Source organism: Burkholderia sp. HMSC10F09 (assembly GCF_001806955.1).
In the GTDB taxonomy this organism is placed as follows: Bacteria; Pseudomonadota; Gammaproteobacteria; order Burkholderiales; family Burkholderiaceae; genus Burkholderia; species Burkholderia multivorans.
The window spans coordinates 46,835-73,535 of record NZ_KV786533.1; the positions used below are offsets into that span (position 1 = coordinate 46,835).

Genomic DNA, 26,701 nt, shown 5'->3' on the forward strand with positions numbered 1-26,701 from the left:
CGCGGGCCGCGCGATGCTGGAACCGGAAATCGCGGCGTTCGTCGCGGCGGTCGATGCGTGGTATCCGCCGGGCGCGGCCGCGTGCGCGCCCGACGAGCAGCGTCGCCTGTACGACCGCTTTGCGGCCGCGTGGACGCCCGCGACGCTGCCGGCCGGCATCGCACGGCAGGACGCGGTATGGTACGCGCCGCACGGCCAGCCGATCGCGCTGCGGCGCTACGCGCCGACGCACGGTGCGCCGCGCGGCACGGTGCTGTTTTTTCATGGCGGCGGGTTCGTCGTCGGCTCGCTTGACAGTCATCAGCTGATCACCGCGCAGCTCGCGGCCGATACGGGCCTCGCGGTGATCGCGGTCGACTATCGGCTCGCGCCCGAGCATCGTGCGCCGGCCGCGCTCGAGGATTGCGCGGCGGTCGCGCGCGCGGCACGCGATGCGCACCTGCCGTTCGGCCCGTGCGCGGCGCCGCTGACGCTCGCCGGCGACAGCGCGGGCGGCAATCTCGCGGCGGCCGTCGCGACCGTGCTGCGCGATGCGGACGCGCGCGGCATCGACGGCATCGACGGCGTCGCGCTCGTCTATCCGATGCTCGGCTTCGAACCGCAATCGCCGGCGCGCGAGACGGAAGCGCATGCGCCGATGCTGACGCTCGACGACGTGCATCGCTATCGCGCGTGGTACTGGGGCGAAGGCGAGGCAACGGCGCGCAGCGGCGATCGTGCGTCGCACGCCGATCCGCTGCCGCGTGCATCGCTGCCGCTGGAGGCCGCGCGTTTCGACGGACTGCCGCCGGTGCTCGCGATCGGCGCCGAGCACGATCCGCTGCGCGACGATGCGCGCGTGTACGTCGAACGGATTCGCGCGGCCGGCGGCCGTGCGCGCTACTGGATGGGCGAGGGGCTCGTGCACGGCTGCTGGCGCGCGCTCGCGACGAGTCCGCAGGCGGCGCGCCTGCACCGCATGGTCGGCGCGTTCCTGCTCGCGCCCGATACCTAGCGGGCCCGCGCGCGGCGCAGACGAAAAAGCGCCCGGACGCGATGCGCCCGGGCGAAGCCACCCGTTGCCGGGCGGCGGAGGTATGCGGTGCTTCGCAAAAAAAGACGAGCCCGTGTGACGGGCTCGTCCGGATACAGCTTCATCGCGCAACGCGCGGCGCCCGCTCCGGGCGCTTCGGCTTACTGGCCGAAGAAGATCGAATCGCGTGCGTTCGACGTCGCGGCAGCGGGCGCGCCCGAGTGGACGACCGGCGCCGGCTGTGCGCCGTAGCCGCTTGCGTCGGCGCCATGCACGCGTGCTTCGGCGGCCTGGATGTCGTTCGGGTAGTACGGGCTTGCCAGACCCGGCTTGTAGCCGGCCTTTTCCAGCTGAACCAGTTCGTTGCGCACTTGCGCACGCGTCACGGTGCTTTGGGCGAACGTGCTGAACGAAGCGGACAGGGCGGCAGCGGCAGCAACGGCGATAACGAGCGATTTCATGATGACCTCCGGTGTTTTATTCGGTTCGCTCGCGACACCATGTCTTGAGCGATTGACTCCATGGTAGTGACCGGCGATCTCAGGGTAAACGCTGATTTTGACGATAAATTGTTTCCTGGGGCGTAACAGTCGGCGCAAGAATCAATCTTTCATTCGCCTTTCTTTGCAACTGACGCAATAAGTATGAAGAAAAGCGCGCGGCGGCCGCGGCGTGCCGGCATGGCGCGACCGCGCTGCCGGTGCGCGACGAAGCGCGTTACTTGCCGCTCGAGAGGCCGAGCACTTCGGCCGCGGAGATCATCGCGCCGGCATTCGCGGGCGCCGGACGCTCGGCGGGGCGGAACACTTCGTCGCCGCGGTGGATCACCTGGCGCGACAGCGCGCAGGTGCCGGTGCGCTGCGCGAAGCGGCGGCGCCAGCGTTGCTCGCCGTAGTGGCAGCGGCCGGGTTCGACCCAGCGGACGACGAGCAGCGTATCGGACTGTTCGAGGATTTCGACGTGGACGTCGGCGGGATCGAGCGCAGGCAAAGATTTGGAAGCCTTCATTGTGCCGTTTCCTAAAGCTCGTGCGGTGTGCGCCCGGGCAACAGGTCTCAGTGCCCGATGGCGTTTCCGTTAGGGGTTTCCATGAGTGGTGCGGTAAATGTAAGCGTCTGTGACGTGAAAAAACATCCTGTCTGGATTGAATTACCTTTTGCCGATTCAGAAACAATCCACGCTTATTTTCTTGCGCACGCGTGCACAAAAACGCCCCGGACGCGAACGTCCGAGGCGGCAAAACGGGCCCGCGCAACCGTGTCTGCTCGCCCAGTCACGGGGTGCGCCGCCGGGGGACGGAGACGCCCGCAGGGATCGGCGGCGGGCGCTGGCGACGCACCGCGCGGCCCGGTCTTCGGATGATCGCGCGCGCGGCCCGTTGAGACCCTGACGCGAAGATGACGATTCGGTCAGTTTCGACGAAAGGGCCCGCGACGCGGCGTGCGGCGACGGCCTGAAAGCCGCGCCGGTATTGGCTGTGCGGCGAACGATGCGAACCTGCCGCCGTGCCGGAGAGGGCAGCATCGCGGCGCAGCCGCGCGATCCGTTCGCTCGGGAAAACACTGAATTGCCGGCCCGTGACAAACGCGGGATCGCTTCCTATGATTGGTTGGACCTTTGGTCCATTGCGCCAATGTACGGCGGTCTGCGGGCGTTGGCGACGTCATCGGAGAGCGGCTCATGAGATTGCAGGGCAAACGCGCGCTGGTCACGGCCGCCGGTCAGGGCATCGGCCGCGCGACCGCGCTGCGCTTCGCGCGCGAAGGCGCCGACGTACTGGCGACGGACATCGACGAAACCGCGCTCGCGCGGCTCGCGGCCGACGCCGACGCGGCCGGCACGCGCGTGACCACGCGCGGGCTCGACGTGACCGACGCGACGGCGATCGCGGCGCTGGCGGCAGCCGAACCTGCGTTCGACGTGCTGTTCAACTGCGCGGGCTACGTCCATCACGGCTCGATCCTCGACTGCGACGACGCGGCATGGACCTTCTCGTGGCAGCTGAACGTCACGTCGATGTACCGGCTCGTGCGCGCGCTGCTGCCCGCGATGATCGCGGCCGGTGGCGCGTCGATCGTCAACATGGCCTCGGCCGCGTCGAGCGTGAAGGGCGTGCCGAACCGTTTCGTCTACGGGACGACGAAAGCGGCCGTGATCGGCCTCACGAAGTCGATCGCCGCCGATTTCGTCGAGCAGCGCATTCGTTGCAACGCGATCTGCCCGGGCACGATCGAGTCGCCGTCGCTCGAGCAGCGGATCGCCGAGCAGGCGCGGGCGCGGCAGGTACCGGTCGACACCGTGCGACAGGCGTTCGTCGCGCGTCAGCCGATGGGCCGCATCGGCAGCCCGGACGAAGTCGCGGCGCTCGCGCTGTATCTGGCCTCCGACGAATCGTCGTTCACGACGGGCGCGATTCATCTGATCGACGGCGGCTGGTCCAACTGACCGTTCCCATTCTCCTTTCCTATCGACGCGACATGAAACTGCTCAGATTCGGCGACAAACATCGTGAAAAGCCGGGCTTGCTCGATGCGCACGGACAGATCCGCGATCTGTCGGTCGTGGTCGACGACATCGCCGGCGACGTGCTGCTACCGGAGTCGCTCGCGCGGCTGCGCGACATACCGCCGTCGTCGCTGCCGCTCGTCGAAGGCACGCCGCGCATCGGCGCCTGCGTGGGCCGCGTCGGCAAGTTCATCTGCATCGGCCTCAACTATTCGGATCACGCGGCCGAGTCGGGCATGGACGTGCCGAAGGAACCCGTCGTGTTCGGCAAGTGGACGAGCGCGATCTCGGGGCCGAACGACGACGTCGAGATTCCGCGCGGATCGGAGAAGACCGACTGGGAAGTCGAGCTCGGCGTCGTGATCGGCCGCGGCGGCCGCTACATCGCCGAAGCCCATGCGCTGTCGCACGTCGCCGGCTACTGCGTCGTCAACGACGTGTCGGAGCGTGAATATCAGCTCGAACGCGGCGGCACGTGGGACAAGGGCAAGGGCAACGACACGTTCGGCCCGATCGGACCGTGGCTCGTGACGGCCGACGAAGTGCCCGATCCGCATGCGCTGCGTCTGTGGCTCGAGGTCGACGGCCGTCGCTATCAGAACGGCACGACCGCGACGATGGTGTTTCGCGTGCCCTACCTGATCAGCTATCTGAGCCGCTTCATGAGCCTGCAGCCGGGCGACGTGATCTCGACCGGCACACCGCCCGGCGTGGGGCTCGGCCAGAAGCCGCCCGTTTATCTGCGTGCCGGGCAGGTGATGACGCTCGGCATCGACGGGCTGGGCGAGCAGCGCCAGCGCACGGTACAGGCCTGACCTTCTTTCGCGGACGGTTCTTCATGACGCTCATTCGATCGATACGCGTGCTCGACGTGCGCTTTCCGACCTCGCGCCAGCTCGACGGCTCCGACGCGATGAATCCCGATCCCGACTACTCGGCCGCCTACGTCGTGCTCGAAACCGACCGCGACGGGCTCGAAGGGCACGGACTCACGTTCACGATCGGGCGCGGCAACGAGATCTGCTGCGCGGCGATCGCCGCGATGCGGCATCTCGTCGTCGGCCTCGATCTCGACTGGATCCGCGAGGACATGGGCCGCTTCTGGCGGCACGTGACGTCGGACAGCCAGCTGCGCTGGATCGGCCCCGACAAGGGGGCGATCCATCTCGCGACCGGCGCGATCGTCAACGCGGTGTGGGACTTGTGGGCGAAGGTCGAAGGCAAGCCGCTCTGGCGGCTCGTCGCCGACATGAGCCCCGAGCAGCTCGTGCGTGCGATCGACTTCCGCTATCTGACCGACTGCCTGACGCCGGACGAGGCGCTCGACCTGCTGCGCCGCCAGGCGCCCGGCAAGGCCGACCGGATCGCGGTGCTCGAGCGCGAAGGCTATCCGTGCTACACGACCTCCGCGGGCTGGCTCGGCTACAGCGACGACAAGCTGCAGCGGCTCTGCCGCGAAGCGGTCGACGCGGGCTTCGATCACGTGAAGCTGAAGGTCGGCGCGAATCTCGACGACGACATTCGCCGCGTGTCGATCGCGCGCGACGTGATCGGCCCGGACCGCAAGCTGATGATCGACGCGAACCAGGTCTGGGAAGTCGGCGAAGCGATCGACTGGGTGCGTGCGCTCGCGTTCGCGCGGCCGTGGTTCATCGAGGAGCCGACGAGCCCCGACGACGTCGAAGGGCATCGCAAGATCCGCGAGGCGATCGCGCCGGTGCAGGTCGCGACCGGCGAAATGTGCCAGAACCGCGTGCTGTTCAAGCAGTTCATCGAGCGTTGCGCGATCGACGTCGTGCAGATCGACGCGTGCCGGCTCGGCGGCGTGAACGAGATTCTCGCGGTGATGCTGATGGCCGCGAAGTACGGGCTGCCCGTGTGCCCGCATGCGGGGGGCGTCGGGCTCTGCGAGTACGTGCAGCACCTGTCGATGATCGACTACGTGTGCATCGCGGGCACGAAGGAGGGGCGCGTGACCGAGTACGTCGATCATCTGCACGAGCATTTCGTCGAGCCGTGCGTCGTGCGCGACGCGGCGTACCTGCCGCCGAGCGCGCCGGGCTTCTCGATCGAGATGAAGCCCGCCTCACTCGAGCAATACCGGTTCCGCGGCTGACGCAAATGCGGCCGACAGACGGCCTGCACGGCCGCGACATGAACGACGGAGACGCGAAGTGGATCTGAATCTGCAGGACAAGGTCGTGATCGTGACGGGCGGCGCGTCGGGCATCGGCGGCGCGATCTCGATGCGGCTCGCCGAAGAACGCGCGATTCCGGTCGTGTTCGCGCGCCACGCGCCCGACGGCGCGTTCCTCGACGCGCTCGCGCAACGGCAGCCGCGCGCGACGTATCTGCCGGTCGAGCTGCAGGACGATGCGCAATGCCGCGACGCGGTCGCGCAGACGATCGCGACGTTCGGACGCCTCGACGGGCTCGTGAACAACGCGGGCGTCAACGACGGCATCGGGCTCGACGCGGGGCGCGACGCGTTCGTCGCATCGCTCGAGCGCAACCTGATCCACTACTACGCGATGGCGCATTACTGCGTGCCGCATCTGAAGGCGACGCGCGGCGCGATCGTCAACATCTCGTCGAAGACGGCCGTGACCGGGCAGGGCAATACGAGCGGCTATTGCGCGTCGAAGGGCGCGCAGCTCGCGCTGACGCGCGAATGGGCGGTCGCGCTGCGCGAGCACGGCGTGCGCGTGAACGCGGTGATTCCGGCCGAGGTCATGACGCCGCTCTATCGGAACTGGATCGCGACGTTCGAGGATACCGAGGCGAAGCTCGCCGAGATCGCGGCGAAGGTGCCGCTCGGCAAGCGCTTCACGACACCGGACGAGATCGCCGATACGGCCGTGTTCCTGCTGTCGCCGCGCGCGTCGCACACGACGGGCGAATGGCTGTTCGTCGACGGCGGCTATACGCATCTCGATCGTGCGCTCGTCTGAACGCGACGGATAGGCCTCATGCAACCCGATCCGAACGCCGAAGCCGCCGCGCCGCTGATCGCGCTGCGCGGCATCTGCAAGCGCTTTCCGGGCGTGCAGGCGCTCGACGATTGCCGCTTCGAGCTGTACGCCGGTGAAGTGCACGCGCTGATGGGCGAGAACGGCGCCGGCAAGTCGACGCTGATGAAGATCCTCGCGGGCGTCTACCCGAAGGATGCCGGCGAGATCCTGATGGACGGCCGCGAAGTCGACATCGCCGATCCGCGCGCCGCGCAGGCGCAGGGCATCGCGATCATCCATCAGGAACTGAACCTGATGAATCATCTGAGCGTCGCGCAGAACATCTTCATCGGCCGCGAGCCGCGCGGGCGCCTGCGCGTGTTCGTCGACGAGGACAAGCTGAACCGCGACGCGGCCGCGATCTTCGCGCGGATGCGCCTCGATCTCGACCCGCGCACGCGGGTCGGCCGCCTGACGGTCGCGAAGCAGCAGATGGTCGAGATCGCGAAGGCGCTGTCGTTCGATTCGCGCGTGCTGATCATGGACGAGCCGACCGCCGCGCTGAACGACGCCGAGATCGCCGAATTGTTCCGCATCATCCGCGAGCTGCGTGCGCACGGCGTCGGCATCGTCTACATCTCGCACAAGATGGACGAGCTGCGTCAGATCGCCGATCGCGTGACGGTCATGCGCGACGGCAAATACGTTGCGACCGTGCCGATGGCGCAGACCTCGACGGACGCGATCATCGCGATGATGGTCGGCCGCCAGCTCGACAGCGCGTTTCGCACGCCGCCCGATACGTCGGCGAATGCGGTCGCGCTCGACGTGCGCGGCCTCACGCGCGGCCGTGCGATTCGCGACGTCGGCTTTACGGTGCGCCGCGGCGAGATTCTCGGCTTCGCGGGGCTGATGGGGGCGGGCCGCACGGAGGTCGCGCGCGCGGTGTTCGGCGCCGATCCGGTCGACGCGGGCGAGATCCGCGTGCACGGCAAGCGCGTGACGATCCGCACGCCGGCAGACGCCGTCGCGCACGGCATCGGCTATCTGTCCGAGGACCGCAAGCACTTCGGGCTCGCGCTCGGGATGGACGTGCAGAACAACATCGCGCTGTCGAGCCTGCGCCGCTTCGTGCGCCGCGGTTTGTTCGTCGATGCGCGCGCGCTGCGCGACACCGCGCACGCATACGTGCGCCAGCTCGCGATCCGCACGCCGTCGGTCGCGCAGCCGGTGAGGCTGCTGTCCGGCGGCAACCAGCAGAAGATCGTGATCGCGAAGTGGCTGCTGCGCGACTGCGACATCCTGTTCTTCGACGAGCCGACGCGCGGCATCGACGTCGGCGCGAAAAGCGAGATCTACAAATTGCTCGACGCGCTCGCCGCGGACGGCAAGGCCATCGTGATGATCTCGTCCGAACTGCCCGAGGTGCTGCGCATGAGCCACCGGATCCTCGTGATGTGCGAAGGGCGCGTGACCGGCGAGCTGAGCGCCGCCGAGGCGACGCAGGAAAAGATCATGCAGCTCGCGACGCAGCGCGAGTCGACCGTTTTGTCGTGAGTCAGCCGTTCAGGGTCCGTCATGTCCAACGATACGCATCCCGTTCCGCCCCTTGCTTCCGGCGACGCGCCGGCCGCCGCGTCGGGCCTTCGCGCGCGCCTGTTCAATCCGGCGACGCGGCAGCGGCTGCTCGCATTCGCGAGCCTCGTGCTGCTGATCGTGTTCTTCGGCGCCGCATCGCCGAACTTCCTCGAAGTCGACAACCTCGTCGCGATCCTGCAGGCCACCGCGGTGAACGGCGTGCTGGCGGTCGCCTGCACGTACGTGATCATCACGTCGGGCATCGATCTGTCGGTCGGCACGCTGATGACGTTCTGCGCGGTGATGGCCGGCGTCGTGCTGACGAACTGGGGGATGCCGCTGCCGCTCGGGATCGCGGCCGCGCTCGGCTTCGGCGCGCTGTCGGGCTGCGTGTCCGGTTTCGTCATCGCGAAGATGAAGGTGCCGCCGTTCATCGCGACGCTCGGCATGATGATGCTGCTCAAGGGGCTGTCGCTCGTGATCTCCGGCACGCGGCCGATCTATTTCAACGACACGCCCGGCTTCACCGCGATCGCGCAGGATTCGCTGATCGGCCATCTCGTTCCGGCACTGCCGATTCCGAACGCGGTGCTGATCCTGTTCGTCGTCGCGGTCGGCGCGTCGATCGTGCTGAATCGCACGATCTTCGGCCGCTATACGTTCGCACTCGGCAGCAACGAGGAGGCGCTGCGGCTGTCCGGCGTGAACGTCGACGCGTGGAAGATCGCCGTCTATACGTTCAGTGGCGCGGTGTGCGGGATCGCGGGCCTGTTGATCGCGTCGCGCCTGAACTCCGCGCAGCCGGCGCTGGGGCAGGGCTACGAGCTCGACGCGATCGCGGCGGTCGTGATCGGCGGCACGTCGCTGTCCGGCGGCGCCGGCAGTATCGCCGGCACGATCATCGGCGCGTTCATCATGAGCGTGCTGACCAACGGGCTGCGCATCATGTCGGTCGCGCAGGAATGGCAGACCGTCGTGACGGGCGTGATCATCATCCTCGCCGTCTACGTCGACATCCTGCGCCGGCGACGCCGCTGACGCACGCAGGCTGCGCATCACCGCCGGCCGGGCCGGCATTCCAGCGGATATAACCAAGGAGACGCGAAGTGATCAGGAGCAAGGTGTTGAACGCGATCGTCGGACTGACGTTCGCCGCGGGCATCGCGACCGGCGCGCACGCGCAGGAAAGCTACATCCCGCTGATCTCGAAAGGCTTCCAGCATCAGTTCTGGCAGGCCGTGAAGTCGGGCGCGATGCAGGCCGCGAATGACTACCACGTGAGGGTGACGTTCGAAGGCCCCGAAACGGAGGCAATGGTCGACAAGCAGATCGACATGCTGTCCGCCGCGATCGCGAAGAAACCGGCCGCGGTCGGCTTTGCCGCGCTCGACAGCAAGGCCGCGCTGCCGCTGCTGAAGAAGGCGCAGGCGGAGAAGATTCCGGTGATCGCATTCGACTCGGGCGTCGACAGCGACATCCCCGTGACCACCGCGACGACCAACAACAAGGCGGCCGCCGCGCTCGCCGCCGACAAGCTCGCCGCGCTGATCGGCGATGAAGGGCAGGTCGCCGTGGTCGCGCACGATCAGACGAGCCGCACCGGCATCGATCGACGCGACGGTTTTCTCGACCGGATGAAGGCTGCGCATCCGAAGGTGCAGGTCGTCACCGTGCAGTACGGCGAAGGCGATCAATTGAAATCGACCGAGGTGACGAAGTCGATCCTGCAGGCCTATCCGAAGCTCAAGGGGCTGTTCGGCACCAACGAAGGCTCGGCGATCGGCGTCGTCAACGGCGTGCGCGAGATGAAGCGCAAGGTCGTGATCGTCGGCTACGATTCGGGCAAGCAGCAGAAGGACGCGATCCGCAGCGGGCTGATGGCCGGCGCGATCACGCAGAACCCGATCGGCATCGGCTACAAGACCGTCGAGGCCGCCGTGAAGGCGATCAAGGGCGAGAAGCTGCCGAAGGTCATCGATACCGGCTTCTACTGGTACGACAAGACCAACATCGACGACCCGAAGATCAAGGCGGTGCTGTACGACTGAACGTTGCGGGCGACGTCGCACGCGCGGTCGCGCACGCGTGCGGTCGCGCCGAACGACGGCATACGAGGACATCATGGGCGCATTGCGTATCGATTCCCATCAGCACTTCTGGCGCTATCGGGCCGCCGACTATCCGTGGATCGGTGCCGGGATGGGCGTGCTCGCGCGTGACTATCTGCCGGACGCGCTGCACCCGCTGATGCATGCGCAGGCGCTCGGCGCGTCGATCGCCGTGCAGGCGCGCGCGGGCCGCGACGAAACCGCGTTCCTGCTCGACCTCGCGCGCGACGAGGCGCGTATCGCGGCGGTGGTCGGCTGGGAGGACTTGCGCGCGCCGCAACTGGCCGAGCGCGTCGCCGAGTGGCGCGGCACGAAGTTGCGCGGGTTTCGCCATCAGCTGCAGGACGAAGCCGACGTGCGCGCGTTCGTCGACGATGCCGATTTCACGCGCGGCGTCGCGTGGCTGCAGGCGAACGGCTACGTGTACGACGTGCTCGTGTTCGAACGCCAGCTGCCGGACGTGCAGGCGTTCTGCGCGCGGCACGACGCACACTGGCTCGTGCTCGACCACGCGGGCAAGCCGGCACTCGCCGAATTCGACCGCGACGATACGGCGCTCGCGCGCTGGCGTGCCGCGTTGCGCGAACTGGCCGCGCTGCCGCACGTCGTGTGCAAGCTGTCGGGCCTCGTGACCGAGGCCGACTGGCGGCGCGGACTGCGCGCGTCGGACATCCGGCACATCGAGCAGTGTCTCGATGCGGCGCTCGACGCGTTCGGCCCGCAGCGGCTGATGTTCGGATCGGACTGGCCCGTGTGCCTGCTGGCCGCGTCGTACGACGAAGTGGCGTCGCTCGTCGAGCGATGGGCCGAGTCGCGGCTGTCGGCGGCCGAGCGCAGCGCGCTGTGGGGCGGGACGGCCGCGCGCTGCTATGCGCTGCCGGAACCGTCCGGCGCGCGCCTATAAAATACGCGCGCACGATTCGCCCGCTTCGCCGGCCCGTTCGCCACGCAACCGATTTTCCGCATCGACGTATGTCCATCCAGCCGATTCAGAACCGCCGCCTTTACCAGCAGATCGCCGACAGGCTCACCGCGATGATCGAGTCCGGCGATTTTCCGCCGGGCAGTTATCTGCCGCCGGAGCGCGAGCTGGCCGAGCAGTTCGGCGTGTCGCGCACGTCGGTGCGCGAGGCGCTGATCGCGCTCGAAGTGGGTGGGCGCGTCAGCGTGCGCGTCGGCGACGGCGTGAAGGTGCGCCATCCGGAGGCCGCGACGGCACCGCCGCCTGCCGCCGCCGCGAAGACCGCGCCGCTTGCGGTCGTCGAGATCGATCCCGAACTGGGGATCGCGCTCGATCTCGATACCGAAATCCCGCCGTTCGCGCTGCTGCAGGCACGCCGCCTGATCGAGCCCGAAGCCGCGTCGCTCGCCGCGAAGCATGCCTCGGACGCGCAGATCGAGGCGATCGGCGCCGCGTTCGAGCGCAATCAGGCGGACAATCGCAGCGGCTCGGTCACGCATCCGGGCGACCGGCTGTTTCATATCCGCATCGCGGAGGCAAGCGACAACGCGGCCTATGCGCTGATGGTCAAGCAGCTGCTCGCGCACAAATACGATCCGATGTTTCAGCGATTGCAGTCGCTGTACATGCCGCACGACATGCCGCATCGGTCGGAACTCGAACATCGTGCGATCCTCGACGCGATCCGCGCGCGCGACCCCGAGGCCGCGCGCCGCGCGATGGCCGAGCATCTGGACGAGGTGATCCGGATCTTCGGGCGTGCGCTCGACTGACGCGCGGTGCGCGTGCGCGCGCCGCGTCAGAAGCGATCGGCGCGATACGGCGCCGGATCGGTGAACGGCGTGTCGCCCGTCATCATTTCCGCGAGCAGCCGGCCCGTGACGGGGCCAAGCGTCAGCCCGTGGTGGTTGTGGCCGAATGCGAACCACATGCCGCGATGCGCCGGCGCCGGGCCGATCACGGGCCGCATGTCGGGCGTGCAGGGCCGAAAGCCGAGCCACGGCTGCGGATCGAGCCGTTCGCCGAAGCCGAACACCGGCCGCGCGATGCGCTCCGCGCGTTCGATCTGCACGCCGGTCGGCGGCACGCGGCGGCGGGCGATCTCGACGCCGGTCGTCAGCCGCAGCCCGCGCCGCATCGGCGCGATCACGTAGCCGTATTCGCGATCGACGATCGGCGCCGACGGTACGCCGCGCGCGGACGGCGCGTAGTGCATGTGATAGCCGCGCTTCTCGCGCAGCGGAATGCGGTAGCCGAACTTCGCGAACACCGTGTCGGACCACGGGCCGAGCGCGACGACGACGGCCGGTGCGGCCACCGTGCCGTGCTCGGTCGCGACCGCCCAGCCCGGCGAGCGGGCGGAGAGGCTTGCGGCGTCGCCCGACAGCAGCGTGCCGCCGCCTTGCTCGAACAGCCGCGCATACGCTTTGACCAAGGCGGACGGATCGACGACGCTTTTCGGGTCGCGCCAGTGCAGCGCACCGCAGAAGCCCGGCGCGAGGCTCGGCTCCTGCGCGAGCAGTGCCGCCGCGTCGAGCGGCGTGACGCCGAGCCCGTGGCGGCGCGCGGTGAGCTGCGCCTCGGCCGCGCCGCGCTCGAATGCGGCCGGCGTGCGGAACGCTTCCATCCAGCCGCTCGCACGCACGAGCTCACCGGCGCCGGCGCGGGCGATCAGCGCGTCGTGTTCGACGATGCAGCGCTCGATCAGCGGCAGCATGTCGCGCGCGGCAGCTGCATGACGCTGCGGCGCCGACTCCCACCAGAAGCGCGCGAGCCACGGCGCGAAGGCGGGCAGCGATGCACTGTGCCAGTACAGGTCGGTCGATCGGTTCAGCGCATAGCGCATCAGCGTGAACGGGCTGCGCGGGAACGGATACGGTTCGACCGACGAGCGCTCGATCAGGCCCGCGTTGCCGAAGCTCGTCCCTTCGCCGGGGGCCGAACGATCGACCAATGCGACCTTGCGGCCACGGTCCTGCAGATGCAGCGCGACGGACACGCCGACGATGCCCGCGCCGAGAACGATGACGTCGAAATCCATGAACGCGTGGTAATAGACGGAAGAGGCGGTTGGCCGGCCAGCACGTGAGCGCCGTTGCGTGGCCCCGTGCCGGAATTCGTTTGAACTGCAAGCATACTCGCGAGCGGGTGCGGCACCAAGAGGCGCGGGTGGGCAGGTCGTTTGCGAAGCGGGGCGGGCGAAGGGTGTGATGGACGGCGTAGGCGACACGTCGGTCGCGCATCGCCGCGCATGACGCGTTCTCGCGCAGCCCGAGTTGCCGTTACGCGACGCGGACGATCCCGAACTGCGCGTACCGGCGATCGACGGTCAATCGATCAGTTGCCGCACCGCATCGATCGCATCGCGGCGCAGCGCGTGCAGATCGAGGCCGGGAATCTCGCCGTCGTCGACGACGACGCGCCCGTTCACGATGCTGTATTTGACCGGCGCCGGCTCGCCGGCCGTGACGGGCGCGACAGCCGGGTCGTGAAAGCCGGCGAAGCGCGGCCCGCTGACGTCGTACAGCACGAGATCCGCGGCCTGTCCGACGTCGAGCGTGCCGACCGCGTCGAGCCCGAGCACGCGTGCGCCGCCCCGCGTGCCCCAGTGCAATACCTGTTCGACGGTCGTCGCCGACGCGCCGTGCGCCGCACGATGCACGAGCCACGCGAAGTTCGCTTCGTGCGTCATGCTGCCCGATTCGTTCGACGCGACGCCGTCGACGCCGAGCGACATCGGCACGCCGGCGGCCGCCATCCGCGGCGCGAGCGCGATGCCGCTACCGAGCCGCGCATTGCTGACGGGGCAGTGCGCGCAACCGGTGCCCGTATCCGCGAGCAGTGCGATCTCGGTCGGCTCGAGATGGACCAGATGCGCGAACCAGACGTCGGGGCCGAGCCATTCGCGCCCGGCGACGAATTCGACCGGCAGCTGCCCGTAGCGCTCGCGGCAGAAATCGACGTAGCGCGTCGTCTCGGACAGATGCGAGTGCAACCGCAGTCCCATTCCGCGCGCCGCACGCGCGACTTCCGGCAGCAGGTCGGGCGGCAGCGAGAAGGTCGGCGTCGTCGGCGCGACGACGACGCGGCGCATCGATGCATCGCCCGCATCGTGATAGCGCGCCTTCAGCCGCTCGATGTCCGCGAGCATCCGGTCGAGCGTCTCGGGCTGCAGTGCGGTGCCCGCGAAGCCCGGATGATCGCCCGCCGCCTGCAGCGCACCGCCGCGGCACAGCACGAAGCGCATGCCGAAGCCGGCCGCTTCGTCGAACAGCAGGTCGCCGGTCTCGGTCGTGCCGCCCGCGTGATACAGGTAGTGATGATCGGCGCAGGTCGTGACGCCCGACAGCAGCAGCTCGGCGAAGCCGAGCCGGGCGGCGATGCGCGCGAGCGTCGGCGTGAAGCGCGCGACGCGCGGATAGGGCACCGCCGCGAGCCATGCCTGCAGATCGGCGTTGATGCCGGCCGGCACCGCTTTCAGCAGGTTCTGGAACAGATGGTGATGCGTGTTGACCCAGCCCGGATAGACGACGCAGTCGCGCGCGTCGATCACACGCTCGCCGGGCTGCGGCGCGAGATCGGGCGCGATCGCTTCGATCCGGCCGTCGCGGACGCGCAGGTCGGCGCGGGCGAGCCGCGCGGCGGCGCCCGTGCGGCCGCTCATGATCGCGAGCGGGCGGCGAATCAGCAGGGAAGCAGACGGAAGACTCACGATTCGGTTTCCTCGTAAAGATAGGGGCAGTCGCACGCCGCCCGCGAGCCCGCGCCCGCGCGCCGCGCGCTGCAATTCAGTCGCATGGTCAGTCGCATTCGCGCGCCAACGGGCCGCCGTGCGCCGCGTCGGCGGCGACGTGCGCCGGTGCGGGGTCGGCCGCCTGCACGCCGTTCAGCAGCGCGTTCAGCACGACCGACACGATGCACGCGATGACGACGCCGCTGTGCAGGAACGGCTGCGTCCAGTCCGGCATGTGCGCGAACACTTTCGGCGCCATCACGGGGATCAGCGCAGTCGCGATCGTGAAGCCGACGATCAGCACGTTGTAGCGGTTGTTTTCGAAGTCGACCTTCGCGAGCGTTTGCACGCCGGCCGCGACGACCACGCCGAACATCGCGATGCCGGCGCCGCCGAGCGCGGCGGATGGTGTCGAGGCGACGACCGCGCCGATTTTCGGCACCAGCGCGACCACACACATCAGCACGCCGCTGACCGCGACGATCCAGCGGCTGCGCACGCCGGTCAGGATCACGAGGCCGACGTTCTCCATGAACGCGATGAACGGAAACGCGGCGAAGGTGCCGGCGATCGCGCTTGCCACGCCGTTTGCGCGCAAGCCGCGCACGACGTCGTCCTCGCTGACGTGCTTCTCGACGATCTCGCCGATTGCGACGAACAGCCCCATCGACTCGACCATCTGCACGATCATCACGACGACCATCGTGAGCACCGGCACGATGGCGAACACCGGCGCGCCGAAGTGGAACGGAATCGGCACGGTAAACCACGGCGCCGCGGCGACGTTCGTGAAATTGCCCATCCCGAGCGCATAGGCGAGCAGGCTGCCGGCGACGAGCCCGATCAGCACCGACAGGTTGCGCAGGAACGCGTTCGCAAAGCGGTTGATCGCGAGGATCGAGACCGCGACGACGAGCGCGACCGCGAGAAACGACAGCTCGCCGAACTGCAGCTTCGCCGCGTCGCCGCCGCCCGCCCACTGATAGGCGACCGGAAACAGTTGCAGGCCGATCACGGTCACGATGCAGCCGGTGACGACCGGCGGGAACAGCCGACGCAGCCGGCCGATCAGCGGCGCGGCGAGCGTCGTGACGATGCCGGCGCCGATCACTGCGCCGCACACGCCCGCGAAGCCGACGCCCGGCGTGAGGCCGATCGCGATCACGGGGCCGACGCTGCTGAATGCGACGCCCTGCAGGATCGGCAGGCGCACGCCGAGCTTCCAGATGCCGACCGTCTGCAGGATCGTCGAGATCCCCGAGCAGAACAGCGCGGTGCTGATCAGCACGGTCGTATCGGCGGGCGACATCTTCAGTGCGGATGCGACGATCAGCGGCACCGCGATCGCGCCGATATACGCGACGAGCATGTGCTGCAGGCCGAGCGTCAGCATCTGACGGCGCGGCAGTATGCGGTCGACGGGATGTGAGGCAGAGTGCATGGGCGTGTCTCCTGATGTTCGTGATCCGGCGCGCGCGGCATGCGCGCGCCCGGCGCCCCGTCAGGCCGCGACCGGCGCGGCGAGACAGGCATGGAAACGGACGGTCAGCGCGGCGCGATCGAGATCGCGGCCGATGAAGACGATGCGCGACGCACGCGGCTCCGTGCCCCACGCCTGCGCGGCGCGCAGCTCGATCACGCCGTGTACGCCCTGCAGCACGTAGCGCTGCGCGCGGCCGTGCACCGCGAGAATCCCTTTCATCCGGAACAGGTTCGCGGTGTCGGCGTCGCGCAGCTCCGCGAGCCACGCTTCGAGCGCGTCGAGATCGACGTCGGCGTCGACTTCGATCCCGACCGACGACACGCTCGCGTCGTGTTCGTGGTCGTCGTGATCGTCGTGGCGGTCGTGGCGGTCGTAGCTGGGGTGGTCGCGATGCGCGTGCGTATCGTGGCCGTCGTGCGCGTCGTGCGCCGCGTGTTCCTCGGCATGTCCGTCGGCATACGCGTCCGTGTCGGCGTGCAGCCCGCCGCTCTCGACGAGAATCTGCGCGAATTCGTTCGCGCCAATGCCGAGAATGCGATCGAGATCGACCTGCGCGTAGCTCGACGTGACGATCTCGGCCGTCGCGTTCAGTGCGCGCAGCCGCGCGCTCAGCGATTCGACGTCGGCCGCGTCGACGAGATCGACCTTGTTGATCACGATGCGATCCGCGCAGACGATCTGGTCGACCGCCTGGTTGTCGCGGCCGTCGAGCACGAGATCGTCGAGATGCGCGCGAATGTGTTTCGCATCGACCATCGTGACGACCGCATCGAGCGCGACCTCCTTCGCGATCGGATCGTCGAGAAAGAACGTCTGCGCGACCGGATACGGATCGGCGAGGCCGCTCGTCTCGACGATGATGTGATCGAGCCGGTCGGGCCGCGCGACCAGCATCCGCACGATGCGCACCAGATCCTCGCGCACGGCGCCGACGCAGCACACGCAGCCGTTCGTCATCTCGTAGATTTCCTCGGTCGATTCCAGCACGAGGCCGCCGTCGATGCCGATCTCGCCGAACTCGTTCTCGATCACCGCGATCTTGCGGCCGTGCTTTTCGCGCAGGATGTAGTTGAGCAGTGTGGTCTTGCCCGCGCCGAGAAAGCCGGTGAGCACGGTGACCGGGATCTTCTCGACGTCGCTGTGCGTGGTGTGGATATGCGTCATGATGCGTCTCCGTTGAGTCGGTGGGGCTGCGAATCGTTGTCCTTCCAGCGATGGACGGTACGGGAATCGATGTCGAACAGATCGAGCACGCGGCCGAGCGTGTGATCGATCATCTGGTCGAGCGATGCCGGGCGCGCGTAGAACGCGGGCACGGGCGGTGCGACGATCGCGCCCATTTCGGTGACGGCCGCCATGTTGCGCAGGTGCGTGAGCGTGTACGGCGTCTCGCGCGCGAGCAGCACGAGCCGGCGGCGCTCCTTCAGCGCGACGTCGGCCGCGCGCGAGATCAAGCCGGACGTCAAACCGCACGCGATCTCGGCGAGCGTCTTCATCGAGCACGGCGCGACGATCATGCCCAGCGTGCGGAACGAGCCGCTCGCGATCGGCGCCGCGATGTCGTCGCTGCGGTACAGCACGCCGGCCAGCGCGGCGACGTCCGCGAGCTTGCAGTCGGTCTCGTGCGCCATCGTCAGCGCGGCCGCGCGCGATACGACCACGTGCGTTTCGATGTCGAGCGCGCGCAGCAGCGCGAGCAGCCGCATTCCGTACACGAAGCCCGACGCGCCGCTGATGCCGACCACGAGGCGGCGCGCGCTCATCGCGCGGCTCCGTCGAGTTGCGCGACCAGCTGCGCCACGCGCTTCATGGCGGCGTCGCCGACGCGTGCGCGCACACCGTCGAAGCGCGCACCGCGCGTCGCGTCGAGGCCCATCCGCGACGTCGTGCCGTCGGCCGACGACGACGGATCGAGCGGGCTGCCCGGCAGACCGTCGACGACGAACAGGTCGCGATGCGGCTGGAAGTGCGTGGCGATGGCCCACAGCACCTGCGCGTCGTCGGTGATGTCGACGTCGCTGTCGACCGCGACGACGTTCTTCAGATACGGATCCCAACCGAGCAGCGCGAGCATGATCTGCCGCGCTTCGCCGTCGCGCGTCTGCTTCAGCGCGACGTAGCAGTGAAAGTGCGTGCCCGAATTCGGATAGTGGATCGCGGTGACGGCCGGAAAGCGCGCCTTCAGCTTCTCGCTCATCTCGGCTTCGCGCGGCAGCCGCGCGAGCGTCAGGTGCTCCGCATAGGGGCCGCCGACCACGTCGACGAGCCACGCATCGCGGCGCCGCATCATCGTGTCGACGCGCAGCACGTTGTTCGTCGATCGGTCCGACGAATAGCCCGTGAATTCGCCGAACGGCCCTTCCTGCGCGTGTGCGTCGGGATCGATCGTGCCTTCGAGCACGAACTCCGCCGCGGCCGGCACACCGATGCCGTAACGCGGCGTGCGCACGAGCTGCAGCGGCGCGCCGAACAGCCCGCCCGCGATCGCGCGCTCGTCGACGCCGAACGGCACGCGCGCGGCGGCGGCCAGCATGAACAGCGGATGCGCGCCGATCACCATCGCGACCTTCAGCGTATCGCCGCGCGACTTCGCCGCGTGCAGCATCCGCCACAGATGGCCGCGCGAATGCAGGCTCGTCGCGAGCGCGTCGCGCGCAGCGCGCATCGAACGGTGATAGCTGAGGTTCGCGATGCCGGTTTCGGGATCTTCCGCGACGATCACCGCGTTTGTCACGTACGGCCCGCGATCGGTTTCGAAGTGGCGGATCATCGGCAACTGCGCGAGATCGACCGCGTCGCCTTCGACCACGTGATCGAGCACGGGCCCGTGCGATACGACGACCGGCGCGATCGGCTCGCTTGCGTGCCGCTGCCATGCGTCGAACAGGCCCTGCGCGTCGACGCCGAACAGCCGCGCGATGCGCGTGCGCGACGCGAACACGTTCGTGACGACCGGCACCGCGAGACCGTCGACGCGCTCGCAGACGAGCATGTCGTGCCGCCCGCGCGCCGCGAGCGACGCGACGAGGGCCGTCACGTCCTGGTCCGCCGACAGCGGCTGCGCGATCTCGAGCACGTCGTCGGGGTAATGCGCGCGATATGCGTTGGCGAAGTGATGAAAGTCCTGCTGCTCGGCGAAAAGGCTCGACGCCATGATGCACTCCGTCGGATACGGAACAGAAATGGCCGGACGGCACGCGCATATGCGCGACGCGGTCCGGCCGCGCGCGCTTACACGTACGTCGCCTTCAGGCGCTTCTCGGCTTCGGCGAGGTCCTTCGGCGGTTTCGTCGGCTCGATACCGACGAGCCGTGCGATGTTGTTGCCCATGTAGTCTTCGAGTCCGTCTTCGTCGAGATCCATGCCTTGCGGGGCCGGCCCGCACAGCATCTCGAGCTCGCGCAGCCACATGCCCGGCTCGTTCGGCGGCGAATCGGTGCCGAACACGATCTTGTGGCGCGGCAGCTGGCGCGCGAATTCGACGATCCGCGACTGGTAGCACCAGCCCGATTCGCAATAGACGTTCGGCGTGTCCATCGCCATCCAGAACGCCTCGAACGAATAGTTGCCGCCCGTCTGGATTCCGAAGTGACCGATGATGAAGTTCACCATCGGGAATTCGCGGATGATCGGGTAGAACTGCGTCGGGATCGTGTACGGGCCGTCGCCGGTGTGAATCAGCACGACGGTGTTGTACTTCGCGCAGACCTTCATCGCGGGCCGCAGCCAGTCGAGTGCGCGATCGGGCCGATAGCCGTGCATGTTCGCGTGCAGCTTCACCATCTTGAAGCCGTACTCCCTGATGTGAAGCTCGAGTTCCGCCGCACCGTTCTCCGGGCCCCAGCGCGGGTTGTACGTAAAGTTGCCGATGAAGCGGTCCGGGTACTTCTGCGTCAGTTCGGCGATATAGGCCATGTAGTCGCGAATGCCTTCGCGGCCGCGGCGGTTGCCGTCGCGATAGCCGGTGTTGCCGGGCGGCGGCTGGATGAAGCCCATGTCGATGCGGCGCGGCTTGCCGTTGATGATGTACGGGCCGTCCATCATCTTCAGCAGGCGTTCGCCGGTAAACGGCTCGCCGGTGTGGCGCCACGCTTCGTCGACGAGGTTGGTCGGGTGCAGGTGCGTATCGATGATCATGCAATGCTCCGGAATCGGGACAGGGAATGCGGCGTCAGGCGGCCAGCAGCGCTTTCGCTTCGTCGACGGTGCGCGGCGCGGGCGTCGGTTCGAGGCCGATCATCCGCGCGGTGTTGTTGCCGAGGTAGTCCTCGAGCGTGTCCTCGTCGAGATTCATGCCTTGCGGCGGATCGAAGCACAGCACTTCGAGCAGGCGCAGCCACATGCCCGGTTCGTTCGGCGGCGTGTCGGAGCCGAACAGGATCTTGTGCGTCGGCAGCACCTTCGCGAATTCGACGATGCGCGACTGCAGGCACCAGCCGGATTCGCAGTACACGTTCGGCAAATCCATCGCGAGCTGGAACGGCTCGAAGCAGTAGACGCCGCCCGTCTGCACGCCGAAGTGCGCCATGATGAAATTGACGGTCGGGAATTCCTTGATCATCGGCACCCATTCGGTCGGGATGCTGTACGGGCCGTCGCCCGTATGCAGCTTCACGAGCACGCCGAGCTTCGCGCATTTCCTGAGCGCGGGCCGCAGCCAGTCGAGCGCGCGGTCGGGCCGGTACGCGTGCATGTTCGCCTGGAACTGGACCATCTTGAAGCCGAGCTTGCGCACGTAGTGGTCGATCGCGTTTACGCCGTTCTCGACGCCGCACCGCGGGTTGTAGACGAAGCAGCCGATGAAGCGGTCCGGATACTTGCGCACCATCTCGACGGTGTAGGCCATGTACGCATCGATCGATTCGGTGCCGGACTTTTCGCCGTCGGTGTACGTGTAGATCGTGTTGCCCTGCGGCGGCTGGATGAACGCCTTGTCGATGCGGCGCGGCTTGCCGTTGATGAGGAACGGGCCGTTCATCGTGTCGATCAGGCGCTCGCCGGTGAACGGCTCGCCGTCGTGGCGCCAGGCGAGGTCGACGAGGTTCGTCGGATAACAGCTTGTGTCGATGATCATCTACTCGATCTCCTTGAGAGGAACCGGAAGGGCCGGTTGCCGGGTCGCGGGCAGGCACGTCGATGAAGCGACCGTTCCGGTCGGATTCACGCGGCCCTTTTCAAGGCGTCCTTTTTTGGCGCCTTCCCCTCGCCGGCATCGAGCGACACACTGCGACGTGCACTGCTGCTTGGGACCGAGTGTCACAAGCCAAATGCGCTCTGTACAATATTTTTTACTGACGCTCTTGATACGTTTCCGATATGGACATGCGTGTGTTGCGTTACTTTGCGGTGCTTGCGGACGAGCTGCATTTCGGGCGCGCGGCCGCGCGGCTCCATATCTCGCAGCCGCCGCTGAGCCAGCAGATCCGGCTGCTCGAGGAACAGCTCGGCACCGCGTTGTTCGTGCGCTCGCAGCATCGCGTCGAGCTGACCGAGGCAGGGAAAACACTGAAGGAGCAGGTGCCGCTGATCGTCGCGCAGTTCGATCGCGCGATCGACCTGACGCGCTGCGCAGGGCGCGGCGAAAAAGGCCGCGTCGCGGTCGGCATCATCAGCTCCGCGATGGTCGCGCCGATTCCGCGCGCGCTGCGCGTGTTCGCCGAGCGGCATCCGCACGTGCAGTGGTCGCTGCACGAGATGACGCCGGCCGCGCAGATCGATGCGCTCAAGGAGAAGCGGCTCGACGTCTGTTTCTTCCGGCTGTTCCAGGACGATCCGGCGATCCGCAGCGAGGTCGTCGTGCGCGAAACGGCGGTGGCCGCGCTGCCGCTCGATCATCGGCTCGCGTCGCGCGAAGCGATCGCGCTCGGCGAGCTTGCGAACGAGCGCTTCGTGTCGTTCGGGCTGCGCCATTCGCAGCTCGCGCGCTTCCTGCAACAGTGTTGTGTGGACGCGCGCTTCACGCCGCGGATCGAGCATGAGGTCGTCGAGGTGCACACGCTGCTGTCGCTCGTGCGCGAGGGGCTCGGCGTCGCATTGCTGCCCGCGTCGGCGCGACAGATCTCGACGGGCGGCGTGTCGTTCGTGCCGCTGCTCGCGCCCGAGCTCGAAGTGTCGCTGCAGGCGCGCTACCGCGCGGACGACACGTCCGCCGTGCTCGGCGCGTTTCTCGATACGGTGCGCGAAGTCGCGGCCGAATACCGCGCGTGACTCAACGCGCGAGCGTTTGCGCGACCAGCGCGCCGATCGCGTCGAGCAGCGGCTTCACGCGCGCGTGCCGCTCGCGCGGCCAGATCGCATGGAGGTTGTAGTGCGTCGGAATCGCGATCGTGCACAGCTCGACGAGGCGGCCGTCGCGGCGAGCGTCGGCGGCGAGCAGCCCGCGTGCGAGGCCTGCGCCGAGCCCTGAGGCGAGCGCGGCGACGAGCCCGGCCGCGTTGTCGAACACGGCGATCGTGTCGGGTTCGACCGGCGCGAGCCCGGCTGCTTCGAGCCACGGAATCCACGAGCGTTTCGTATAGCCGAGCAGCGGCAGCGTCAGCACGTTGGCCGGCGCGAGCGGCGCGCGCAACCCGTAGCGTTCGAGCAGCGCCGGCGAGGCCATCGCGGTCAGCCGGTCCGGGCAGACCAGCGCGCTGTCGACGCCTTCCCATTCGCCGTATCCGTAGCGCAGTGCGACATCGACGCGATCGAACGCATCGCGATCGTGGCGCGGCGCCGACAGCACCGTCAGCGTCGTGCCGCCGAGCGCGCGTATCAGAGCCGGCATGCGCGCCGGCAGCCAGCCCTGCATCAGTTCGGGATCGACGTCGAGCCGCAGCGACGGCGCGCTCGCGCGGCCCTTCACGGACGATAACGCGCGATCGATCTGCTCGAGGCCGTCCGACAACTGGTGGGCGAGCAGCGTGCCAGCATCGGTGAGGCTCACGCGGCCGCCCGTGCGCACGAACAGCGGCTGGCCGATGAATTCCTCGAGCGAGCGGATCTGCTGACTGATCGCGCTGTGCGTCAGCGCGAGCTGCCGTGCGGCGCTGGAGAAGCTGCCGACCCGCGCGGCCTGCAGAAATGCCTGCATCGACTGGATCGAAGGGTATCGCTTGAGCATCTGTTAGTCCGACTGACAGGGAATCGACGAAATGATCGCTGGCGCGCCCGCGTGCCGCGTTTCGATAATGCGATACCGCGCACGGCGATGCGCGGCCCCACGACCCGACTCAGGAGACCGCGTATGATCGACATCGTCGTGAACGATACACGCCATTCGCTCGACCAGGTACCGGACGATATGCCGTTGCTCTGGGTGCTGCGTGACCGGCTCAAGCTCACCGGTACGAAGTTCGGCTGCGGCAAGGGCTTGTGCGGCGCATGCACGGTGCATGTCGACGGGCAGGCCGCGCGGTCGTGCGTGATGCCGGCCGTCGCGGTGCAGGGCCGCCACGTGACGACGATCGAGGGGTTGTCGGCGGACGGACGGCATCCGCTGCAGCTCGCATGGGTCGCCGAAGACGTGGCGCAATGCGGCTATTGCCAGCCGGGCCAGCTGATGCAGGCGGCCGCGCTGCTGAACGGCGGCCGGCCCGTCGACGACGCGGCGATCGTGTCCGCGATGTCGGGCAACGTGTGCCGGTGCGGCACCTATGCGCGCATCCATCGCGCGATCAAGCGCGCGGCGTCGGGCGATCCCGCGCTCGACGCGGTGGCCGGCGACGCCAAGGAGGCATGAGATGCGACACGATCGAACCCAACCGATGCCGCCCATCGACGACACCCCGCGGCGCCGCTTTCTGAAGCAGAGCGCCGCGCTGCTCACGGCCGGCGTCGCCGTCGGTTTTCGGCTGGCCGATGCAACGGCGGCCGGCCCACGCGCGAGCGGCGACCCGCATCCGGCCGCCGGCGAGTTCGAGCCGAACGCATGGGTGCGCGTGCTCCCTGACGACACGATCAAGCTCGTCGTGCACAAGCACGATTCGGGTACCGGCACGCGCACCGCACTCGCGGCACTCGTCGCGGAGGAATTGGACGTCGATCCGTTCAGGGTCGAGGTGATCACGCCCGAGGATCCGTTCTTTGCCGACTACATCCATCCGTTGTGGAAGGTGTTCTCGACCGGCGGCAGCACGAGCGTCGCGATGGAGTACGACCGGCTGCGCGAGGCGGGTGCGACTGCGCGCGCGATGCTCGTCGAAGCGGCTGCGCGGCAATGGAACGTGCTGGCGTCGACATGCACAACCGCCGACGGCGCCGTGCAGCATGCGGCGAGCGGACGCCGCGCGACGTACGGATCGCTTGCATCGGCTGCCGCACGGTTGCCGGCGCCGCAGCGTGTCGCGCTGAAGGACCCGGCGCAATTCCGCTATATCGGCAAGCTGCGTCGCAAGCGCGGCGCCGCGCAAAAGGCCGACGGATCGTTTCCGTACAGCATCGACGTATCGCTGCCGGGGATGCTGGTCGCCGTCGTCACGCGCGCGCCGGTGATCGACGCGCGCGTGCGCAGCGTCGACGCGAAGGCAGCGCTCGCGATGCCCGGCGTGCGCGACGTGCTGCAGATTCCGCCGCGCCCCGACGTGCTCGGCGGCAATCAGGCCGGCGTCGCGGTGCTGGCCGACGACTACTGGTCCGCGCATCGCGCGCAGGCCGCACTGAAGATCGAATGGGAGGACAGCCTGTTCGAGAGGTTCGACAGCAGCACGCTGGCCGCGCGGCAGGCCGCGTGGGTCGACGATCCGGCCGCGCGCGTCGTGCCGACGATCCGCGACGGCGATCCCGCCAATGCATCGCTCGCGGGCGCGCGCACGGTCGACGCGACCTATGCGATGCCGTACAAGGCCGCGAATCCGCTCGAGCCGATCAACGTGACCGTATGGGCGCGCGACGGCGGAATGGAATACTGGGGCGGGCTGCAGGTGCCGTCCACGGCTATGGAAGCCGCTCAGGTGATCGGCGGCATTCCCGCGCACCGCGTGACGCTGCATGAACGCGTATCGGGCGGCAGCTTCGGTGCGCGCGAATCGAAGTACTGGCTGTTCGAGGCGACCTGGCTCGCGGTGAAGACCGGCAAGCCGGTGAAGCTGATGAACAGCCGCGAGGACGAGATGCGCGCGCTGTTCTATCACGCGGCAAGCTGCCATCGTGCACGCGCGGTGCTCGACGCGCGCGGCAATCTCGCGTCGCTGTGGCTGCGCGCCGTGATGCCCGCCTCGCCGCAGCAATGGGAGCCCGGCTATCTCGAGCGCGCGGACCGGATGGACTTCAGCACGACCGAAGCGCTCACCAAATGGGAGTTCGCGTATGCGGCGCCGCATCGCGACATCGGCTGGATTCGTCTGGAGACCGGCGTGCCGACCGGCTGGTATCGCGCGGTCAGCTATATCCCGAACGTATTCGCGGTCGAGTCGCTGATGGACGAGGCTGCGCACGCGGCCGCGCACGACCCGGTCGAATTCCGGCTCGCGCACATGCAAGGCCGCCCGCGGCACGCGGCCGTGCTGCGCGAGGCCGCGGCGCGCGCCGGCTGGGGGCAGCCGCTGCCGGACGGCGTCGCGCTCGGCGTCGCGACGAATCAGGCCTACGACAGCTACGTCGCGGTGGTGGCGCGTGTCGCGCGCGATGCGGACGGCGCGGTGCGCGTCGCCAAGCTCACGTGCGTCGCCGACTGCGGGATCGCGGTGTCGCCGGCCGGCGTCGAGGAGCAACTGTACGGCGGGCTGATGTGGGGGCTCGGTCACGCGACGTCCGACCGCATCGACATCCGCAACGGCCGCGTGCAGCAGTCGAACTTCGACACGTATCGCGTGATGCGCATGAACGACATGCCGGAAACCGACATTCACATCGTGCAGGGCGACCGCGCGAAGCCGGGCGGTGTCGGCGAGCTGTCGAGTCCTGCCGTTACGCCGGCGATCGCGAACGCGGTATTCCGATTGACCGGCAAACGGTTGCGCGAGACACCGTTCGATTTGTCGGTGGTTTCGTAGCGCGCGAAACGATCGCCGTGCGTCGAGCGTCGCGCATCGCGCAAGCGTGCGACGCCGATGAACGTATGAAGTTTGACGCACGCCTGCGCTCAATCCGCTGAACAATTGCGCGTGCATCGTCTTGCACGTGACGGCTGTCGCACACTTTCGATTTTTCGCGGGTGTTTCCCACTGCTGGCCGCACGCGTTTCTACCTAAGATGGAAGCAACCGTGCGCGCGATACGGTGCCGCTGCACGCGCATGGCGACGTGCAGGCGGCTGCGCCGGGAAGGACGCCAGCGGATGTTTCGATCATGGTTGCGACAGTGTGCGCGCCGGCTGCAGATCGCCCGACTGCACCGGCGCCGGCGGGCGCGGCAGCGACGGCCGCGCGGACGACGTTCGGCCGCTGCGGCCGG

General features: G+C 68.3%; 24 protein-coding genes. 13 read left to right on the top strand and 11 right to left on the bottom strand.

What is annotated here, in order from left to right; genetic code table 11:
• The first annotated feature begins 13 nt into the window (after positions 1-13).
• Entirely contained in the window at positions 14-994 is a 981-nt protein-coding gene (locus HMPREF3115_RS03035; protein ID WP_070553391.1) for an alpha/beta hydrolase, read from the top strand.
• Between the two features lie 179 nt (positions 995-1,173).
• On the opposite strand, the gene HMPREF3115_RS03040 is transcribed toward HMPREF3115_RS03035, so the two are convergent.
• Positions 1,174-1,473: a DUF4148 domain-containing protein gene (locus HMPREF3115_RS03040; protein WP_006396407.1), complete on the bottom strand. Its 300-nt coding sequence runs from the start codon at positions 1,471-1,473 to the stop codon at positions 1,174-1,176.
• Between the two features lie 256 nt (positions 1,474-1,729).
• Complete coding sequence (locus HMPREF3115_RS03045; RefSeq protein WP_006396408.1) at positions 1,730-2,020, bottom strand: DUF3331 domain-containing protein; 291 nt, start codon at positions 2,018-2,020, stop codon at positions 1,730-1,732.
• Positions 2,021-2,692: 672 nt separating this feature from the next.
• On the opposite strand from HMPREF3115_RS03045, the gene HMPREF3115_RS03050 reads away from it, so the two are divergent.
• The 9 genes from HMPREF3115_RS03050 to HMPREF3115_RS03090 all read left to right on the top strand — a co-directional run bounded on the left by HMPREF3115_RS03050 (position 2,693) and on the right by HMPREF3115_RS03090 (position 11,888).
• Positions 2,693-3,457, top strand: a complete 765-nt coding sequence (locus tag HMPREF3115_RS03050) for an SDR family oxidoreductase (RefSeq protein WP_070553392.1) — start codon at positions 2,693-2,695, stop codon at positions 3,455-3,457.
• A gap of 32 nt (positions 3,458-3,489) precedes the next feature.
• Positions 3,490-4,332, top strand: coding sequence for an ureidoglycolate lyase (locus HMPREF3115_RS03055; protein ID WP_070553393.1), 843 nt, complete (start codon positions 3,490-3,492; stop codon positions 4,330-4,332).
• A gap of 23 nt (positions 4,333-4,355) precedes the next feature.
• Complete coding sequence (locus tag HMPREF3115_RS03060; RefSeq protein ID WP_070553394.1) at positions 4,356-5,633, top strand: L-fuconate dehydratase; 1,278 nt, start codon at positions 4,356-4,358, stop codon at positions 5,631-5,633.
• A 58-nt stretch (positions 5,634-5,691) separates the two neighbouring features.
• A complete protein-coding gene (locus HMPREF3115_RS03065; protein ID WP_070553395.1) occupies positions 5,692-6,468 on the top strand; it encodes an SDR family oxidoreductase in 777 nt (258 codons plus the stop codon).
• Between the two features lie 18 nt (positions 6,469-6,486).
• Positions 6,487-8,025 carry a sugar ABC transporter ATP-binding protein gene (locus HMPREF3115_RS03070; protein ID WP_070553396.1) on the top strand — a complete coding sequence of 513 codons (1,539 nt, stop codon included), beginning with the start codon at positions 6,487-6,489 and terminating at the stop codon, positions 8,023-8,025.
• Between the two features lie 21 nt (positions 8,026-8,046).
• Entirely contained in the window at positions 8,047-9,084 is a 1,038-nt protein-coding gene (locus HMPREF3115_RS03075) for an ABC transporter permease (RefSeq protein WP_006406072.1), read from the top strand.
• Positions 9,085-9,152: 68 nt separating this feature from the next.
• Complete coding sequence (locus tag HMPREF3115_RS03080; protein WP_006406073.1) at positions 9,153-10,094, top strand: ABC transporter substrate-binding protein; 942 nt, start codon at positions 9,153-9,155, stop codon at positions 10,092-10,094.
• A 73-nt stretch (positions 10,095-10,167) separates the two neighbouring features.
• Positions 10,168-11,058 (top strand): L-fucono-1,5-lactonase, encoded by an 891-nt coding sequence (locus HMPREF3115_RS03085; protein WP_006406074.1) that lies wholly within the window; start codon positions 10,168-10,170, stop codon positions 11,056-11,058.
• Between the two features lie 68 nt (positions 11,059-11,126).
• Positions 11,127-11,888 (top strand): FadR/GntR family transcriptional regulator, encoded by a 762-nt coding sequence (locus tag HMPREF3115_RS03090; RefSeq protein WP_006406075.1) that lies wholly within the window; start codon positions 11,127-11,129, stop codon positions 11,886-11,888.
• 26 nt (positions 11,889-11,914) lie between these two features.
• On the opposite strand, the gene HMPREF3115_RS03095 is transcribed toward HMPREF3115_RS03090, so the two are convergent.
• The 8 genes from HMPREF3115_RS03095 to HMPREF3115_RS03130 form a co-directional block, all read right to left on the bottom strand.
• Positions 11,915-13,156, bottom strand: coding sequence for an NAD(P)/FAD-dependent oxidoreductase (locus tag HMPREF3115_RS03095; RefSeq protein ID WP_059940909.1), 1,242 nt, complete (start codon positions 13,154-13,156; stop codon positions 11,915-11,917).
• Positions 13,157-13,444: 288 nt separating this feature from the next.
• Entirely contained in the window at positions 13,445-14,827 is a 1,383-nt protein-coding gene (locus tag HMPREF3115_RS03100; protein ID WP_070553397.1) for an amidohydrolase family protein, read from the bottom strand.
• Between the two features lie 88 nt (positions 14,828-14,915).
• Positions 14,916-16,289, bottom strand: coding sequence for a nucleobase:cation symporter-2 family protein (locus HMPREF3115_RS03105; RefSeq protein ID WP_070553398.1), 1,374 nt, complete (start codon positions 16,287-16,289; stop codon positions 14,916-14,918).
• 60 nt (positions 16,290-16,349) lie between these two features.
• Entirely contained in the window at positions 16,350-17,495 is a 1,146-nt protein-coding gene (locus HMPREF3115_RS03110) for a CobW family GTP-binding protein (protein WP_070553399.1), read from the bottom strand.
• Positions 17,492-18,094, bottom strand: coding sequence for a UbiX family flavin prenyltransferase (locus tag HMPREF3115_RS03115; protein ID WP_006406080.1), 603 nt, complete (start codon positions 18,092-18,094; stop codon positions 17,492-17,494). The genes HMPREF3115_RS03110 and HMPREF3115_RS03115 overlap by 4 nt, the downstream gene beginning before the upstream one ends.
• Positions 18,091-19,485 (bottom strand): UbiD family decarboxylase, encoded by a 1,395-nt coding sequence (locus tag HMPREF3115_RS03120; RefSeq protein ID WP_006406081.1) that lies wholly within the window; start codon positions 19,483-19,485, stop codon positions 18,091-18,093. The genes HMPREF3115_RS03115 and HMPREF3115_RS03120 overlap by 4 nt, the downstream gene beginning before the upstream one ends.
• Positions 19,486-19,562: 77 nt before the next feature.
• Positions 19,563-20,468, bottom strand: a complete 906-nt coding sequence (locus tag HMPREF3115_RS03125) for an amidohydrolase family protein (protein WP_070553400.1) — start codon at positions 20,466-20,468, stop codon at positions 19,563-19,565.
• A 34-nt stretch (positions 20,469-20,502) separates the two neighbouring features.
• The gene (locus tag HMPREF3115_RS03130) at positions 20,503-21,405 is read right to left on the bottom strand and encodes an amidohydrolase family protein (protein ID WP_070553401.1); all 903 of its coding nucleotides are present in this window, start codon (positions 21,403-21,405) and stop codon (positions 20,503-20,505) included.
• Between the two features lie 242 nt (positions 21,406-21,647).
• Here HMPREF3115_RS03130 and HMPREF3115_RS03135 point away from each other — a divergent pair, with 242 nt between their 5' ends.
• Entirely contained in the window at positions 21,648-22,538 is an 891-nt protein-coding gene (locus tag HMPREF3115_RS03135; RefSeq protein ID WP_006406084.1) for a LysR substrate-binding domain-containing protein, read from the top strand.
• A 1-nt stretch (position 22,539) separates the two neighbouring features.
• On the opposite strand, the gene HMPREF3115_RS03140 is transcribed toward HMPREF3115_RS03135, so the two are convergent.
• Positions 22,540-23,433 carry a LysR substrate-binding domain-containing protein gene (locus HMPREF3115_RS03140; protein WP_070553402.1) on the bottom strand — a complete coding sequence of 298 codons (894 nt, stop codon included), beginning with the start codon at positions 23,431-23,433 and terminating at the stop codon, positions 22,540-22,542.
• 123 nt (positions 23,434-23,556) lie between these two features.
• Between HMPREF3115_RS03140 and HMPREF3115_RS03145 the strand changes: the two genes are divergently transcribed.
• A complete protein-coding gene (locus HMPREF3115_RS03145; RefSeq protein WP_070553403.1) occupies positions 23,557-24,051 on the top strand; it encodes a (2Fe-2S)-binding protein in 495 nt (164 codons plus the stop codon).
• Position 24,052: 1 nt separating this feature from the next.
• Entirely contained in the window at positions 24,053-26,302 is a 2,250-nt protein-coding gene (locus HMPREF3115_RS03150; protein WP_070553404.1) for a xanthine dehydrogenase family protein molybdopterin-binding subunit, read from the top strand.
• Positions 26,303-26,701 lie beyond the last annotated feature (399 nt).